Raw genomic sequence first — 15,535 nt, forward strand, 5'->3', positions numbered from 1 at the left:
TAAACACTAAAATGAAATTTTTTTCATCATTGATGCTGTCGTTTTGTTCAGTGTTGGTTTTTTCACAGACCATACTGTATCAGACAGAAACGGTATCCCGGACGGTTCAGGATCCACAGACGGTGGTAATGGCTCAGGGATTCCATGCTAAAGCAGGGGTTTCAAATTCCTTTGTAGCAAAAATTGGCCCCACCACGGAAAATCCTGGAGGAGGGCCTGCTAACTCAAATGCCGGAGCGAACAATCCAAGTGGAACAACAGCTCCGGATAAACAAAGTTTTCACGATACAAAAGGAAAAATGGAGGTAAATGGGGGTGGACAATTACAGTTTACTTTACCTATTGCCTTGCCTCCTGGAATAAAGACAGTTGCTCCTCAGGTAAATCTGGTTTATACCAGTGGTGCCGGTAATGGGATAGCTGGATACGGGTGGAACTTAACAGGGATTACTTCCATTTCTAGAATGGGACGAAACATAGACAAAGACAAGGAAGCGAAGGAAATAATGATGGATTATTCCGATTATTATAGCTTTAATGGACAAAGATTGATTTTAAAATCTGGTGAGTATGGTAAAAATGGAGCAGAATATGTAACCGAAAAATATTCAAATCTTAAAATTAAATCTTTAGGTTCCAGAAATGGAATTCAGGGACCAATGCTATTTCATGTTACATTTGAAGATGGATCTCAGGCATGGTATGGAGATACGGTGTATGATGATCCTGGACATGCAAATGCGGGCAGAACTTCCATGGAATACAATATTGTAAAGTGGATGGATGCTCAAGGGAATTATATTACCTATGAGTATGAGAAAAATAGCTATATAACGTCACAAACTGTTACTCCCGGAGATGTAAGTAAAATTAAATTAATTAAATGGGGAGGAAATGAAAAATTGAATAAGCCTCACTTTAATGAAATTCAGTTTAACTATAATGTTGAGAGAACGGTAAAAGAAATCTCTTATCATCAAGGGTATTATTATAATCAGGACAAACTTCTTAATGAAATTGTTGTTAAATCTAATTCAAGTGCATTTAAAAGCTATAAAATAGAATACACTAATAATAATACGAGTTATCAGTTTGTAGATACTATTACAGAAATTAATGCAAATGGAGAATCTGCAAATCCTATAAAATTTGATAGAAAACCTGATAATTCTACAATTAAAAGTTCTGAAATTTCTAATAATCTAAACTTAGATAGTAAAAATATTGCAGACTTTGATGGAGATGGATATTTAGACCTTTTAACTTATCAGTCTTCAGCAGATGGCTATTATGAATGCTTACAATATGATGATTATGGACGTTGTGAAAGAGAAGGCGATTATATACAGCCTACTGTAGCCGGAACTTATATTACTTACAACAATTTCTTTGGGGCAAAGAAAGTAAGGGTTTCTGATATAAATTTAACAGGTGCTTTAGCGATCAACGCAACACTGGTTAATGATAAAATGAGACCTGTAAAATCTCTATACACCCATAAAACAGAATCAAATCAGATAAAGTTTGATAAGTATGTACTGGAAAATGCACAGTATGTTCTTAATCAATCTAAAACAGTACCATCATCCTTATATGATAAAAAATATGATGAACCTAGAGACAATCCTACTGCTGATTATTACACTATAAGATCTTATATAAGAGAATTCAGAGATATAGACGCAAACGGAGATGGTCTTTCAGAGGTATTATTTTCGGTAGAAAGTATTACTACTATTTATCCTTATAATGGCCCGAATGATGATCCTGAAGTAATGGTAGGTGGACCTACTGTACCCATACATAGACCTGTAGAGTCATATAGTAGCTTTGATTACTATATTGTGAATCCGAACACATCACAAAATGATGCTTATTGGGTTGGCTCTGGCCCAAGAGATCTTTTGAAAGAAGGGGTAGCGATGGACTTTGACGGAGATGGGAAAGAGAATCTTGTTGAAGTCTTGAAAGATTGGGTTAGTAGTAACTCTTTCGTGCTTAATGAAGCTGGGAAATACGTAATGAAATCAAATTCTGTACTTTACCACGGAGAAAAGGCTGGGATGGTTTTTGGAGACTTCAATGGAGATGGGAAAATGGATTTTATGGTTCCACAAGGTACGGAAACGTCTAATTGGAAATTATATGTGAATTCTGGTAAAACACCTGCTCCAGGAAACAATGACCTTTCATTTACCATTCAGAATTTTGATAATTTTTCATATTACACTAAAGAGCCTACACTTGTTGACAATACTTATAAAAGAACAGTAGCTATCTGGCATTTTGCTAAAGACTTGAATGGTGATGGGAAAAGTGATCTGGTTCGTTTTGAATCTCAGGTTTTTAAAGCTCATAAATGTTGTGGTGATTTAGATTCAAGAAGAGGATTCAAGGTGATCGAATCAGCAGGAGCTGATATTAATGGTAATATTAAATTTGAAACAAAATATGAGGAAGATCCATGGAGTATGGTTTCCCAGATTGGCGCTCATTGGATTCCAATGAATGTGTCACTTCGCATCAATAAAGAAGAGAATGTCTTTTTTGTAAAAGTCGAAAATCATTTATTTCGTTATACTTACTATGATATAAAAAACAGAGAGAGAATATATGCAATTAATCAGGGAGGAATAAAAACTGAAATTACATATAATGAAATAGATGCTAATGATAACAATACACCTAAGTTTTACAAACCAACCACGATTCAGACCTATCCATATGTTCAGGTAGAGCATATGCCTCAAAGCTTTATTGTTACTCAGCTTAAAGAAGAAGGAAGAAAACAGGATTTCAAATATAGGGATCTGATTGTTAATCTTCATGGTAAGGGTGTTATTGGGTACAGGCAAGCTGCTCGTTCTACATGGTATGCAGATGGTTTTGAAAATACAAAAATATGGTCAGGAGCGGAAATAGATCCATTAAATGAAGGGGTAACCCTTAAAGAATGGTCTATAAAAACTAATGATGAGAATAAGATATTCCCAGTAAATATTTCTGAAAACAACAATGAACTTTTAAATTTTAAATCTACAAGTTATCAGAAAGATGAGCTTTTAAATGGGCAGGTAATTACCAATACTGCGGGGGTAGAAAAATCAAAGATTGTAACTGCTCTGGTACCAAAATCTACAATTACAAAAGACTTTTTAACAAATACACTTACAACAGATAGTATTATATACGGAGATTATTATCTTCTTTCACAAACAATATCTAATGTCAATAACAATTATGCTATAACAACGTCCTCCTTTGATTATAATCATAATCTATCAGCTTCAGGTTCTGATTATTTTATTGGTCGTTTAAAGTCACAGACTAATACAGTACAGGCATATGGAGATATGAAGTCTGCAAAAGTTGAATATTCCTATGATGGAAACTTACCTAAAACGGCGAAAACATGGAACAGAGATAATACTGGTTATGCATTAGATACTTATGATTACGACGGATTTGGTAATGTGATAAAAACAGTAACCAGTAATAGCATAGATGCTTTAACCCAGACCACAGGTGCTATATATGATCCAAAAGGAAGATTTGTAGTAAAGAAAACTGATAATCTTGGACTTGAAACTAATATTGATTATAATGATTGGGGACAAATCACAATACAAACAGATCCATTAGGGAATACTCTTGAGAATGTTTATGATAAGTGGGGGAAACTTTTAAAATCGAAAACCAATTTAGGAGGTAGTACAACGTATCAGTACATAAGAGATACTAATTCTAATATCACTTTGATTCAGTATGATGCCGATGGAAATATTTCAAAAAAATATACCAATAGATTAGGGCAGGAATATAAAAAAGTAACCAAGAGTTTTGGACAGAGTAAATATGTTGCAGTCTATTCAATATATGATGTATTAGGAAGAAAAATCCGCGATAGTGAACCTTATTTTGATCAGGCTTCTGAAGAACTGCCAAGTGATATTCAATGGAATGTTAACACTTATGATGATACTGTTTTTCCGGCTAAGGTAATAACTATTGGATTAGCAAAAGTTAATCCTCAGGGGCTTATTACTTCTTTCACCGGAAAAAAAATGGAATCTTCTGTGTCGGGTAACATTACTTCTGTAACTGAAGTAAATGGATATGGAAGAACTACAACTAAAACAGTTGATGTATTAGGAAATGTAGTTTCTACTTCAGATAAAGGTGGAAACATAGCTTTTTCATATAATGCTGCAGGTGAACAGGTGAAAGCGCAATATGCAGAGAATATTGTTACTACTAAATATGACAGCTGGGGTCGTAAATCAGAATTTAATGATCCATCCAACGGATTATACAAATATGAATATAATGGATTGGGGCAACCTAAGAAAACAACCAGCCCTAAAGGAATAAAGGAGTTTACTTACAATAATTTAGGACAACTGATTGGCCAGAAAGAAATTTCTACTGTAGATAACGGTCAGGCTACTGATAAAATAATTACTTATACTTACGATAATAAAGGAAGAGTAATCGCCAAAAATGGAACCTCCAAAGGAAAATCTTATAGCTCAAACATTTCTTTTGACCAGCAGGGAAGAGTATTATCATCTTCAGAAAGTAGTAACGGTAAATATTTTATTCAGAAAGGGATTACCTATGATGACAAAGGAAAAGTTATTACTTATGAAAAAAGCCTTTATTCATCAGGCGTATTTACAAAGGTAAATATCGAAAATGTTTATAATGATTGGAATGGAGCATTATCTCAGATAAAAGATAAGAATTCTGGTAAGGTATTATGGGAAATAAAAGATATTAACGCAAGAGGACAGGTTCTTAGCTCTAAACTTGGAGCTGCTAATATTACTAATGCCTATGATGGTAACGGATTTTTAATGAGTGTTAATCATTCATCACAAGTCAAATCCGGAATTTTGGATCTCGGATATAGCTTTGATGGAATTAAAAATGAGTTGAAAAGCAGAAGAACTTCAGGTGATTTCAATATTTTAGAATCGTTCAATTATGATGACAATAACAGACTTGTAAGTTGGACAGATCCTGTGACGGGTATTACTCCTCCAAATAGAAACGTTTATGATGCTAAAGGAAGAATAATAGAAAATGATCAGGTAGGAACTATAAAATATGAAAACTCTTCTAAGATTTATCAGGCTACGGGAATGACCCTAAATGCTGCCGGAACTCAAAACTATAACAATGATCTTATTCAAAGCATTACCTATAATGAAAATAATGATCCTGTCTTTATTGACGGTGAAAAAGGTGATGTTGCTTTCCAGTATGGATTGACAAGCATGAGGCAAAGAGTTACCTATGGTGGAAATTTCGATGCAGACAAAGAAGGGAAATTTACTAAGTTTTATAGTGAAGATGGAAGTTTTGAAATCATAAAAGACAATACATCCGGTAAAGAAAAACATATTCTTTATATAGGAGGCTCTCCATATGAAAGTAATATTGTTTACATAAAGAACTATGAAGAATCTGGTGGTTCATATAAATTCTTGCACAAGGACTATTTAGGCAGTATCTTAGCTATTAGTGATGAAGCAGGAAATAAACTGGAGCAAAGGCATTTTGATGCATGGGGTAACTTTACTCATCTTCAGATAGGCAGCGGGCAAATTATTACAGATAAAAATAGTATTAATAGCACTGCACTATTACTAGAAAGAGGGTATACCAGCCATGAGCATTTTGCAGAAGTAGGAATTATTCATATGAATGGAAGATTATATGATCCATTACTACGAAGGTTCTTAAATGCAGATGAAAATATTCAGGATCCAACCAATACACAGAATTACAATAAGTATGGATATGTATTGAATAATCCTCTCATGTTTAATGATCCGACTGGAGAAGAAATCTTTACATTAGCTGCAATTACGGTAGCTGCTCTTGTAAAAGCTGTAATTATCGGTGCTGCTGTAGGATTAGCTGCTTATACATTAAGTCTTGCAGTAACAGGGAACTTTGACCAGTGGAACTTATTAGGAGCCTTTAAGGCAACCTTTACAGGAGCTGTTTCGGGAGCTGTTACTTTTGGGATAGGGAGTTTATTTACCGGAGCGGGAGGATGTATAACCGCCGTATCACAGGTTCTTAAAGAGTCTATTGGAAATGTAGGACTTGCTATGGTACAAGCAGGAACTCATGCTATTGCACAAGGTATATTGAGTTCGGTACAAGGAGATGCGTTTTTGAGCTCTGCAGCATCAGGCTTTTTTGGTAGTTTAGGTGCTTCTGCTTTTGGAGCAGTTGCTAAAAGTGCTGTAGGGACTGTAATTTTTGGTGCGTTTTCTGGTGGTGTTGGAGCTGAACTCACCGGAGGTAACTTCTGGCAAGGTGCAGTGATTGGAGGAGTCGTTGCAGGATTAAATCATGTAGGACATACTTTATATGGTCCTGGGGATGGTCCTAATTCTAAGACTACTGTGAAAAAAATGACACAAGTTGAATTTAATGAATATGTTAAATCACAACAAGAAGAATTAGGAAAATATGCTGAATATATAAAACAGACAGGGGCGATTATTGGTGCTGCACCAACAGATTTTGCCGGGCTAAAAGATTATGTTGTAGACATTTTTAAAGGAGATTTTTCAAAACTTATAAAGCTTTTTTCTGTTAAAACATTTATAGGAACTCATATTTATTTGACAGGTGATGACTTGTCAAAATATCTGGAGATGTTAGGAAATGTAAAGAATAACTATGATAAATTACATGGAAACTCGGCAGGTAAAGGAGTGAGTGCGGTCTCAATCCGAGTGAGTTTGCCTGTTCATGGTGGTTCCGGGATAAATATATATAAATTCTTTGATAATAAAACAAATAAATATTTAGGCGGTGGTAGTTTTTAAAAAAATAACAGCAGTAGTATATTTGCTAACTTATGTAGGTATGTTCATTTTGAAGCTTTTTTTCAAAGATGATAATATGAGGATATATTTTAATAATCAATTTCATAATATATTTAAATTGAACATTGATTATCATGGATTTTATGTTATTTACATGTTTTTTAATCCTGTATTCGCAAGTTTGTTTTTTTGGTTAAGTAAGAAATATGGTATATATTTTATCATATTTATAAATATTTTACTTTTAATTCTACAATTTAATTATTATTTAAAGAACATATAAACATTAGATAATCTGCTCAAAATTATTTTGAGCAGATTTTTTTTGGAATATAAGTTTCCTATTATACCTATCTAGCTTAAAAAGGAACAATAGAATCATAAATAATAATAAAAAACCACCCTTCAAAAGGATGGTTTATATTTTATAGAAATGATAGCTGCTTTTATTTCTTCACTAATTTCAAAGATTGTCTATCTCCTTTTTTAGTTTCAAATTGGATGATGTAATTCCCTTTTTCTAATCTCTGAATATTCATTTGTTCATTGAATATTGAAGAACCGCTTTGAATTTTTTTCCCGGATAGATCAAAAATGCTGTACTCAAAACTTTCGCTAGTGTATTTCTTATTTTGTATCGTAATGTTATCACCCGCCGGGTTAGGATAAAGGGTAAAAGTATTAGTTTCATCTTTAGCAGAAACATTATCCATTCCCAGAAATCCACTATTGAATTTAGTCAAATATGACTTAGAACCATGCGTTACACTCCCTCCGGAATAGCAAAGAACAAGTGAACCGTCATTCAGATTAAATAACTTTTTAATATAGTCAGCTCTTAGTGATGTAGTGGGGGGGGCAGCCATAAAATACTGAAAACCGTTGCTGGAAGTGGTATAATCTATACTTCCATTAGCATTCAGTCTAGTTACAAATAATTGATAAATAAGGTTTGGGGTACCATTGTACATATTCATAATAGCCCCCATTATTACTATTTTTGAATTGGGTAATACAGTAATTTGGCCTAATTGCAGCTCTTCTGCAGTGGTAAAGTTATAATTAGCTGTTCTTCCATTATTAGCAAATCCAGAAACAGAAGCACCATCTGAAATTTGAATTTTAGATAAAAAGAAAGTACCTCGGTAGGGAGAACTTTTCTGATGTAATACCAGAATGGAATTATTTGCATAATCATATTCAAAATTTTTGACTGCAGAACCTTCCGTATTAGGAATAAAAACAGATCCATTGCTGCCAAATGTAGAATCATAGGTACCGTCAGGCAGCCTTCTTTCAATGTAAGAATCCTCAGTGTAGGTTAATGTGTTGGTTTTAGTCCCTGCCATGACCAGTTTCCCATCATTTTGGATATAAAACTTTCGGGGATAAAACGTATTAAGCGATAACTTCCCGTTGGTACCGAAATTAGTATCAATCACTCCATTGGAATTTACTTTTATCATATAAGAACCCATGTTGGAAATAAGAAGATAGCTGTTGCCATTCTGATCTACCGCAATATCATCTGTTGTACCATTTTGACTCACAGACTGAGTGGTAAAGCCATTAGTACCAAAACTGGTGTCCAGGGAACCATCCAGATTAATTCTGGTCAGAAAAAGATCATATAAGCTGTGGGTAGGAGTGGCATTTACTCTTCCGTAGATCAATATTTTATTATTATTTAAAACAATTTTTTTGATGGATTCGCTTTTATCTGATGAATTGCTACCCATGTCATAATTCTTTGTTCCAAAAGATGTATCAAGAATTCCACTTTGGTTTACCTTTCTAATCGTGATAGACCCTGTTGATGTTGCAGTAATGAATTGACCATTCGGTAGCATTACAGCATCCGATACTTCTCTATAATCATCATACATGCAATACCCACCATTTCCAAATGTAGGATCTAAACTAATGCTTTGTGCATTCAAAAAAATGGTGAAAATTGAAAAGAATAAGAAATAATGTTTTTTCATAGGTTATAGTTTTTTATAAGAATTTAATCAGATAATAAAAGAAGGAATAAAAAAAACCATCCTTAAAAAGATGGTTTGTAGACCCACAGGGATTCGAACCCCGACTGACGGTACCAAAAACCGGAGTGCTACCGTTACACTATAGGTCTGTTTTATTTTGGTGATGCAAATTTATATATTTTTTTCTTATTTACAAATATCTTCTTTCAATTTTCTGCTGTTTTACATGAAAAAATAGAATTTGATTTTTCTATTTCCGGGCTCATTGAAGTAAGATAAGAACTTTTTGCTGGGAAATTAAATTCAGGACGATGAATTTTGAATGAAAAATATTCGATGAATCATAAAAACAAAAACCATCCTTGAAAAGGATGGTTTGTAGACCCACAGGGATTCGAACCCCGAATGACGGTACCAAAAACCGGAGTGTTACCGTTACACTATAGGTCTGTTTTATTTTGGTGGTGCAAATTTACATCTTTTTTATTTATATACAAGGATTTTTGATTTTTTTTTTTAAATTTACTGTGGATTTTATTTATGGAAAATATGCGGATAGACTTCAATAATCTCAATATTAATAATTTATCATTTAATACTGAATTTGAAAAAAAAGTGAAAATTTTTCTCGAAGAATGGTTTTCAGAAAAAACAGGGGTGAATGTACAGACTTCTGGCTCTACGGGCATTCCTAAAATTTTTGAAATTGAGAAAAAGAAAATGATCAATTCTGCAGTGATGACGTGCAACTTTTTGGGATTGGAAGAAGGTAACACGGCATTACTCTGTCTGCCTGTAGAATATATTTCGGGAAAAATGATGATTGTCCGCTCAGTAGAAAGAAAATTGAAATTAAAAATTGCAGAACCTTCTCTGAAACCTGTTGAGAACTTAGAGGAAGAAATAGATTTTTGTGCTATGACTCCACTTCAGGTAGAAAACTCATTGGAAAAACTTCATCTGATTAAAAATTTAATCATTGGGGGTGCGGCAGTTTCAGAAAGTCTGAAAAATAAAATTCTACAGTTGAACCTCAGTACTTCAAACCGTATTTTTGAAACCTATGGAATGTCGGAAACGCTTTCTCATATCGCTTTAAAACAATTGGTGCCGGAGCAGGAAGATTATTTCACCGCTTTTGAAAATGTATCCATCTCGCTGGATGATAGAGGATGCCTGAAGATATTCGCTCCTAATGTGAATGCTGAAGAATTGCAAACTAATGATTTAGTTGATGTTGTAAATGGAAAACAATTTAAATTTCTTGGAAGAATTGACAACGTTATCAATTCTGGAGGAGCGAAAATTTTTCCGGAAGCCCTTGAAGTATTGGTAAAAAAAGAACTCCCAAACGAAGCTGTATTTCTCGGTTTACCGGATGAAAGCCTGGGGCAAAAACTGATATTGGTAATAGAAGGAGTGGAGTCTGATGAGGTGATCAGAAAAATTTCGGAAATACCATTTGAGAAAAATTTCCATCAACCGAAAGAAATTATTTTCATCAATGAAATTCCTCGGACGCCCAACGGAAAAGTAAACAGAATAGAACTGTATAAAAATATAAACATAGATCTCTAGCATGTATCATGATTCTTGGCTCTTGAATCTTGATTCTAAAAAAATAAAACAATGAAAGACTTTTCAAAAGAACTCAGTTTCAAAACTTCCCGCAGCAGTGGAGCAGGAGGGCAGAATGTCAACAAAGTGGAGACTGCTGTTACTGTACTTTGGAAAGTAGATGCCTCAGAATTTTTTAATGATGATGAAAAAATATTGATTCAGAATAAAGTAAAAAATAGAATCAATGCAGAAGGTTTTTTATTTCTGACAGTTTCCGAAAGCAGAACCCAGTTGATGAATAAAAATAAAGCGATTGAGAAAATAATTGAAATCGTCAACAAAGCACTCATCGTTCCTAAAAAAAGAACGGCAACAAAACCTTCAAAAGGTCAGAAACAGAAAAGACTGGATAACAAGAAAAAGATTTCGGATAAAAAAGAAAACAGACGTTTTAGGTTTTAAACTTGTTTCTCCCGCAGAAAACTTTATTTTTGCCGAAAACTTTTAAAACCATGATAAAAAAATTAATAACACTTGGGGTATTCTCAATCTCCATCATATCTTTTGCTCAAAAATTTTCAATCAGACCTTCCGTAGGCTATGCATGGAGAACAGCAAAAACAATTTCAGGGCTTAGCAAGGAAGAAAAGGAATATGTAAAAGATCTGAAAAATGGGTTGAACTTTGATATTGCAGCCCATTACGAGGTGAGTAGAGGGCTTGCATTTGGTTTGAAATATTCTCACTACAGCGCATCCAGTGATGGGTTTATGCTTGGATATGTAAATGGGATGCCTGTCTCTGTTCCTGTGACTACAAAAGATAATATTACATTTTTCGGATTCTCCGGACTCATTTCAAATAATCATTTACCTACAAGACATAAAATGTTTGCAGATGTGGCGCTGGGAGTTATGTCTTATACTACAAAAACAGGAAATGTGAAAGGTACGGGAAGTACTTTAGGGGCAGAAATAGATCTTGGTTATCAATATCAGGTCAGCAAGAATTTCCTGATAGGACCAAAAGTAGGATTAAGTGGTGGTACGCTGAATAAAATGAAGTTCAACGGGGTAACATACAAATTTGATGATGATCAAAAAGAAGGTTTGCATAGAGTTACTTTAAGTGCAGCCGCTACATTCCGTTTTTAAATAGTATATTTGTAAAGATTACAAAATATCTCATAATAATGGCAGCAACAATCTTTTTATCAGCAGGAAGCCGACAATCAGGATTGTTGCTGTCGTTACTTTATCTTCACACAGATTCTTTTCTAAAAAGTTCTAAGGACTTTATCAATTAAGCCCTGTCAGGATTCAAGACAGGGAATCACTCCGAATTTTTATTTATTGTTTTTGCGGTTTTCTATAGAAGGAGGCTGTCATATGCCTGGATTCTACATTGGATCTTTAGGGAATAACTGCATTTTAATTAAAAAAAAAATTGAAGAAAATGTCCAATCAGATTATTGTAACCACCGGAATTTATGATGCTATAAAAGATAGACTCAGAAGAAAAAAAGTGAGCATCGGAGAAGAAAAAAGACTTACTGAAGAACTTAGAAAAGCAAAACAAGTCTTGAGAAGAGATCTGCCAGCTGATATCGTAACAGTTGAGAGGAAAGTAACCTTAAAAGATCATACATTAAATTTTGAACACGAATATATTTTTGTGCCTTCTACCAAAGCAAAGCTCAAAAAGAATAAGCACTCCATACTATCGGATATTGCCCTTGCAGTAGTAGGATATAAAGTAGGAGATGTTATCGACTGGCCTTTCAAAGATGGAGAAAGGAAGATTGAGATCCTTAAAGTAGAAACCTGGGCAGGATAAATTCCTGTTGAATGCTATTAGGTTAAATTACAATGAAAGCGTGGCTCGTATGGGCTGCGCTTTTTTATAGACTTAATGTTGGAAAACGTAAGGATTTTATCTTTGATAAAATTGTGTATCACATCGTTTATTTTTTCTCACGCTGATTTTGCAGATTACGCTGATTTACATAAACAACTACACAATCTGTATGATTTGAATGAAAATTTAATGTTTCCCCTTGCTGAAAATCTAAGATTTTCTTGTGCCTTAAAATTTTCATAACGCATGAAGCTCTTTGCGCCTTCGCGTTTCCAACAAATGCAATTTAACAAATGATAAAAAAAGATCCCTCTATGGTACTTTCTTGAAGTGCTTTGACTGCATTCCGTTTTTAAGTTTTATCTTTGCAAAAATTAAAAAAATGAGCAAACCGATAACTGAATTCATAGAAAAGTATTACCTGCACTTCAACGCAGCTGCATTGGTGGATGCTTCTAAAGGATATGTTGCACATCTTAAAGATGGTGGGAAAATGATGATTACTTTAGCAGGAGCAATGTCTACTGCTGAATTGGGGAAGATTCTTGCTGAAATGATCCGTCAGGGGAAAGTAGATTTTATCTCTTGTACAGGTGCCAATCTTGAAGAAGATTTAATGAACCTTGTGGCACACTCTCACTACGAAAGAGTTCCTCATTACAGAGATTTGACTGCTCAGGATGAGTGGGATCTTTTGGAAAGAGGTTTAAATAGAGTTACAGATACTTGTATCCCTGAAGAAGAAGCTTTCAGAAGATTACAAAAGCATATCGTAGAGATCTGGAAAGATGCAGAAGCTAAAGGAGAAAGATATTTCCCGCACGAATTCATGTACAAAATGATCCTTTCAGGAGTATTGGAGCAATACTATGAAATTCCTAGAGAAAACTCTTGGATGATCGCTGCTGCAGAGGCCAACTTGCCAATCGTAGTACCAGGATGGGAAGATTCTACAATGGGTAATATCTTCGCTTCTTACTGTATCAAAGGAGAACTTACAGCAACTACAATGAAATCAGGAATCGAATATATGACTTACCTTGCTGACTGGTATACTAAAAATTCAGGAGGAAAAGGAGTTGGATTCTTCCAGATTGGTGGAGGTATCGCAGGAGATTTCCCAATCTGTGTAGTACCAATGTTGTATCAGGATATGGAAATGCACGACATTCCTTTCTGGTCTTATTTCTGCCAGATTTCTGACTCTACAACATCTTACGGTTCTTACTCAGGAGCAGTTCCTAATGAGAAAATTACTTGGGGTAAACTGGATATCACTACACCGAAATTCATCGTTGAAAGTGATGCAACAATCTGTGCACCATTGATGTTCTCTTATATCTTAGAAAACTAAGAACACAATTCTCAAAAGAGATTACAATATCAGCGCTTCAATTCATTTGAAGCGCTTTTTATTTGTTTGGGAAAAATAAATGTAAAACTATTTAAAGCATTAAGATAAATGAAAATAATAAGAATAGTTAAGTTTCATCTTTGATGAAAATAAAGCACATAGCTACATAAAATAGCTTTAGCTATTTCCCTTAATATTCTTTACAACTTAAATGATCTTAACGGTTCAAATATGTGGTGTATAATTTCTCGCAGATCACAGAGATTACTTAGATAGTATAAAAATGTGTGTAATCTGCAAAATCAGCGTGAGACTAAATAAACTATGCAGTATACAATTTTATCGAAGATAAAATCCTTGCGCCTTACAACACATAGCAATTAAAATAATTTTGCGCCTTTGCGTTCTCCAATAACATATATAAGCATTTGTGAAAATCTGTGCAATCCGTGGGAAAATAAAAATCAATCCAACGAATTTACCAGCACAAAATAACGATAGGCTAGAACTCCCTTTTCAATCTTAGTCAGATGATTAGGATCTTTATTACTCAGCTTCGGGAGAATCTTTTTATTGACTGCATTCAACAGCCTGAAAAATGATTTTTTCATATCTTTATCTTTTAATGAAACATCATCGAACCTATAATAGTTCAAAAATGATGCAAAAAAGATAGTCGGCTAAAAAATAATAAAGGGATATGGACGAAATTTTCAAACAACAGGTATACGAAGTGGCAAGGCTTATTCCTAAAGGAAGGGTATCTACTTATGGTGCCATAGCAAAAGCAGTTGGCTATCCTAATCATTCCAGACATGTCGGAAAAGCAATGGGGGGATGCCCGAAAGATGTTCCTGCCCATCGCGTTATTTCCAGTTCAGGAGTATTATCTGTTCCGGAATTTCAGGCAAAACTTGAAGCTGAAGGGATTACTATTGAAAATTTCAGAATAAAAAATTTCAAAAAACTATTTTGGGATCCGTTGAGTGAAATTTAAATATTGAATTTTTACGATTCGGATAAGAAAATCTACAGCTCGGGTATATATTTTTTCAAATGGCTGCCCGTCACAATACCTTTGGTTCATCATTAAAAACAAATAACATGAAACCAAACTCAATTCTTACCCTGGTATTTCTTTTTCTGGCAGTATTTTTAAAAGCACAGATGGATGATAGATTTTATCAGCCCAATAAGACAATGAAGCCTTTTGAAATGAAAATCTCAGACTCTGTTAAATTTCCGGTAGAAGATAATATTATTACTGCTTTCATCGCAAAACCAAAACAAAAAGAGGTTAAGAAGACCATTTTCTTTTTCCATGGCGCTGCGGGAAATGTTACTACGTATCAATTCATGACAAAGCCTTTAGTAGATGCAGGATATCAGGTCGTAATGATTGATTTAAGAGGATATGGATTATCAACCGGGAAGCCGACCCATAAAAATGTGGCAGAAGACGGACAAAAGTTTTTTGATGAACTGAGTAAGAGAAATGATATTAAAAACACGAAAATTTACATTTACGGAGCATCTTTAGGAACTCAGATATCCTCACATCTTGCCAAAAATAATACGTCGAAGATTTCGGGACTTATTCTAGACTGTCCAATGGCCTCTTTCACAGATATTGCGGCACATTTTACACCACAGTATAAAGATTTTATTTTGCAAACATTGGTTTCTCCCTATTCAGCCAAAGAAGATGTCAAGGCTTTAGGAAAACTTCCGGTACTGGTTATTCAGGCAAAGGATGATAAAACGGTTCCTTATGAACAGGGGAAACTGGTTTTTGACAATACTTCATCCGGAGCTAAGGTTTTTATTGAGTCAAAAGGTGACCATCTGGAAGGAATGATGAACAATAAGGAAGAAATTTTAAAAGCAATTGACAGATTATAATAGAGAATCCAGCGGCGAAGCCGCTG

The 15,535-nt window shown here is 34.3% G+C and carries 10 protein-coding genes and 2 tRNA genes; 8 read left to right on the forward strand and 4 right to left on the reverse strand.

All coding sequences use genetic code 11. From position 1 onward, the window contains the following. The first annotated feature begins 11 nt into the window (after positions 1 to 11). Entirely contained in the window at positions 12 to 6,851 is a 6,840-nt protein-coding gene (locus C1634_RS09690; protein WP_109738333.1) for an RHS repeat-associated core domain-containing protein, read from the forward strand. Between the two features lie 446 nt (positions 6,852 to 7,297). Here the strand turns inward: C1634_RS09690 and C1634_RS09700 are convergent, their stop codons facing one another. The 3 genes from C1634_RS09700 to C1634_RS09710 form a co-directional block, all read right to left on the reverse strand. Then, positions 7,298 to 8,836, reverse strand: coding sequence for a T9SS type A sorting domain-containing protein (locus C1634_RS09700; protein ID WP_109738334.1), 1,539 nt, complete (start codon positions 8,834 to 8,836; stop codon positions 7,298 to 7,300). A 78-nt stretch (positions 8,837 to 8,914) separates the two neighbouring features. Next, positions 8,915 to 8,985, reverse strand: a tRNA-Gln gene (locus tag C1634_RS09705). 230 nt (positions 8,986 to 9,215) lie between these two features. Then, positions 9,216 to 9,286 (reverse strand) — tRNA-Gln (locus tag C1634_RS09710). A gap of 99 nt (positions 9,287 to 9,385) precedes the next feature. On the opposite strand from C1634_RS09710, the gene C1634_RS09715 reads away from it, so the two are divergent. The 5 genes from C1634_RS09715 (at position 9,386) to C1634_RS09735 (ending at position 13,607) form a co-directional block, all read left to right on the forward strand. Further along, positions 9,386 to 10,414 (forward strand): AMP-binding protein, encoded by a 1,029-nt coding sequence (locus C1634_RS09715; RefSeq protein WP_109738448.1) that lies wholly within the window; start codon positions 9,386 to 9,388, stop codon positions 10,412 to 10,414. A gap of 51 nt (positions 10,415 to 10,465) precedes the next feature. Then, complete coding sequence (gene arfB / locus C1634_RS09720; RefSeq protein WP_103234157.1) at positions 10,466 to 10,858, forward strand: alternative ribosome rescue aminoacyl-tRNA hydrolase ArfB; 393 nt, start codon at positions 10,466 to 10,468, stop codon at positions 10,856 to 10,858. A gap of 50 nt (positions 10,859 to 10,908) precedes the next feature. Beyond that, the gene (locus C1634_RS09725) at positions 10,909 to 11,550 is read left to right on the forward strand and encodes a hypothetical protein (protein ID WP_109738335.1); all 642 of its coding nucleotides are present in this window, start codon (positions 10,909 to 10,911) and stop codon (positions 11,548 to 11,550) included. Positions 11,551 to 11,851: 301 nt separating this feature from the next. Further along, on the forward strand, positions 11,852 to 12,232 hold the full coding sequence (locus C1634_RS09730; RefSeq protein ID WP_103234155.1) for a GreA/GreB family elongation factor: 381 nt from the start codon (positions 11,852 to 11,854) through the stop codon (positions 12,230 to 12,232). 403 nt (positions 12,233 to 12,635) lie between these two features. Beyond that, on the forward strand, positions 12,636 to 13,607 hold the full coding sequence (locus tag C1634_RS09735) for a deoxyhypusine synthase family protein (protein ID WP_103234154.1): 972 nt from the start codon (positions 12,636 to 12,638) through the stop codon (positions 13,605 to 13,607). Between the two features lie 464 nt (positions 13,608 to 14,071). Here C1634_RS09735 and C1634_RS25980 read toward each other — a convergent pair whose 3' ends face one another. Then, positions 14,072 to 14,218 (reverse strand): hypothetical protein, encoded by a 147-nt coding sequence (locus C1634_RS25980; RefSeq protein ID WP_165835303.1) that lies wholly within the window; start codon positions 14,216 to 14,218, stop codon positions 14,072 to 14,074. Positions 14,219 to 14,307: 89 nt separating this feature from the next. On the opposite strand from C1634_RS25980, the gene C1634_RS09745 reads away from it, so the two are divergent. After that, complete coding sequence (locus C1634_RS09745; protein WP_109738337.1) at positions 14,308 to 14,604, forward strand: MGMT family protein; 297 nt, start codon at positions 14,308 to 14,310, stop codon at positions 14,602 to 14,604. A 107-nt stretch (positions 14,605 to 14,711) separates the two neighbouring features. Beyond that, on the forward strand, positions 14,712 to 15,509 hold the full coding sequence (locus tag C1634_RS09750) for an alpha/beta hydrolase (protein ID WP_103235668.1): 798 nt from the start codon (positions 14,712 to 14,714) through the stop codon (positions 15,507 to 15,509). Positions 15,510 to 15,535: the final 26 nt, after the last annotated feature.

The organism is Chryseobacterium viscerum, from assembly GCF_002899945.2.
Taxonomy (GTDB): domain Bacteria; phylum Bacteroidota; class Bacteroidia; order Flavobacteriales; family Weeksellaceae; genus Chryseobacterium; species Chryseobacterium viscerum.